A 2,389-nucleotide genomic window follows, 5' to 3' on the forward strand; every position below is an offset into this window, starting at 1 on the left:
GTCGCTCACTGCGTGTAGCTCCCTGCCCCCCGAGGGGGCCGCCCGCCTGCGGTCTGGCAAAGCCAGTCCCGCGGCTCACGCTGGGTTTAAGAGTTCTGTGCGTAACCAGTGCGAGGTATTTCACCAATGGGTGCCGCGGAACCGGCTTTGYCGGGCCGCAGGCACCGTCCCCTGCAAGGGGAAAAGGGCTACACGAAGTGAGCTCGATAGGGGTGTGCCAATTTTTCGGCTTCGCCGGCCCCAGGCGCCGCCCCCTCGAGGGGGGAACGGGCTACACGAAGTGAGCCTGGACGGGGGTGAGCCAATCTCTCTTTGGGGATAAGGCCTGGTTTTAGTGCCCCAGCCGGGCCAATGGGGTAAATTCTCCMTTTGAGCAACTCACCATGACGACCGACAAAATCATTCCGCTGGCAGATATCCGCTACGCAAGCCGCGTGCCGCATATTCCTGCCCGGTTGTCTGCGCCGACAGGCCTGCTGAGTGACACGCTGGGCCGGCCACTGCGGGATTTGCGCATCAGCGTGACGGACCGCTGCAATTTCCGCTGCAGCTACTGCATGCCGCGCGAGGTGTTCGACAAGGATTACGCCTTCCTGCCGCAGACCTCGCTGCTGAGTTTTGAAGAAATCACGCGCCTGGCGAAGATTTTTGTGGCGCATGGCGTCGAAAAAATCCGGCTGACCGGAGGCGAACCGCTGCTGCGCAAACACCTGGAAGTGCTGGTCGAAATGCTGGCCAAGCTGCAAACGCCGCAGGGCAAGCCGCTGGACATCACGCTGACCACCAATGCATCCCTGCTCGCCAAAAAGGCCCAGTCGCTCAAGGACGCGGGCCTGCAGCGCGTCACGGTGAGCCTGGACGCACTGGACGACACCATCTTTCGCCGCATGAACGATGTGGATTTTCCGGTAGCCGATGTGCTCAAGGGTATTGAAGTGGCGCAGAAGGTCGGCCTGGCGCCGCTCAAGGTCAACATGGTGGTCAAACGCGGCACCAATGACGCGGAGATCGTGCCCATGGCCCGGCATTTCCGCCATTCGGGTGCCGTGCTGCGCTTTATTGAATATATGGACGTGGGCGCCACCAACGGCTGGCGCATGGACGAGGTGCTGCCTTCTGCCCAGGTGGTGGAACGCCTGAACTCCGAATTTCCCCTGGCGGTCATAGACCCCAACTACGCTGGCGAGACCGCCGAACGCTGGCGCTACGTCGATGGCGCGGGCGAGATCGGCGTGATCAGCAGCGTGACCCAGGCTTTTTGCAGCGACTGCAACCGCGCCCGGCTGTCGACTGAAGGCAAGCTGTTTTTATGCCTGTTCGCCAGCCAGGGCCAGGACTTGCGCGCCTTGCTGCGCGGCGGCTACGCCGATGAACAGATTGCGGCTGCGGTAGCCCATATCTGGCAGGGGCGCAATGACCGCTATTCGGAGCTGCGCGCCGCGATGCCCGCCGACACAAGCGCTCCGGACAATGGCGCCAAACGCGTCGAAATGAGTTACATAGGCGGCTGACATGACCCCCACGCTTTTCACTTCGAGCCTGCGGCGCGCTGCCCCTTTCCTTACATATGGGGCCGTTGCGCCTGCGGCCCGGCGAAGCCGGTTCCGCGGCCCTGACTGGCCTGGGAATCGCCCTGTGCAATCCAAGGACGAGTGCTGGAGCTTGTTTTGAAGGATGCCCCAATGCCCTCCCCAATCCACGCCGAAGCCATTACAGGCGTGATCCTGGCCGGTGGCCGTGGCTCGCGCATGGGCGGTGTCGACAAGGGCTTGCAGAACTTCAACGGCGTTCCCCTGGCGTTGCACACCCTGATGCGGCTGTCGCCCCAGGTCGGTGACGTGATGATCAATGCCAACCGCAACCTGTCCGCTTATGAATCATTCGGCGTTCCGGTCTGGCCCGACAGCACAGGTCTGGGCGAGTTTGCCGGGCCACTGGCGGGATTCCTGACGGGCCTGGAGCGTTGTGAAACCCCTTACCTGTTGACTGTGCCCTGCGACACCCCGCTATTTCCCGACGACCTGGTGGCACGGCTTGCCGAAGCACTTGCGCAGGACGGCGCCGACTTTGCCGTGGCGGCGGCGCCCGAAGAAGATGGGCAGCTCAGGCCCCAACCGGTGTTTTGCCTCATGGGTACCCACATGCTGGAAAGCCTGGTGCGCTTCACCCACAGTGGCGGCCGCAAGATAGACGCATGGACGGCGCAGCACAAAACAGCGATCGTGCCGTTCGACAAACCCGGTGACGACAGCCGCAGTTTCTTCAATGCCAATACGCTGGCCGAGCTGCACCAGCTGGAATCCCGCCAGCCGTGAAAACACTCGACCAGATTGCCGCGGAGCTGCAAGGCTACGACCCACAGTCACTGTCTGCCGACCAGGTACTGGAC

2 protein-coding genes are annotated in these 2,389 nt (G+C 62.7%); both read left to right on the forward strand.

Annotation, left to right across the window (positions count from 1 at the left end; all coding sequences use genetic code 11):
* The first annotated feature begins 383 nt into the window (after positions 1 to 383).
* On the forward strand, positions 384 to 1,511 hold the full coding sequence (gene moaA / locus AC1D1P_RS21095) for a GTP 3',8-cyclase MoaA (protein WP_477674306.1): 1,128 nt from the start codon (positions 384 to 386) through the stop codon (positions 1,509 to 1,511).
* A gap of 171 nt (positions 1,512 to 1,682) precedes the next feature.
* On the forward strand, positions 1,683 to 2,315 hold the full coding sequence (gene mobA / locus AC1D1P_RS21100) for a molybdenum cofactor guanylyltransferase MobA (RefSeq protein ID WP_477674307.1): 633 nt from the start codon (positions 1,683 to 1,685) through the stop codon (positions 2,313 to 2,315).
* Positions 2,316 to 2,389 lie beyond the last annotated feature (74 nt).

Source organism: Polaromonas sp. P1_E1_2 (assembly GCF_056406035.1).

Coding starts and splice junctions, on each gene's coding strand:
- moaA (WP_477674306.1), top strand. CDS start 384: ATGACGACCGACAAAATCATTCCGCTGGCAGATATCCGCTACGCAAGC.
- mobA (WP_477674307.1), top strand. CDS start 1,683: ATGCCCTCCCCAATCCACGCCGAAGCCATTACAGGCGTGATCCTGGCC.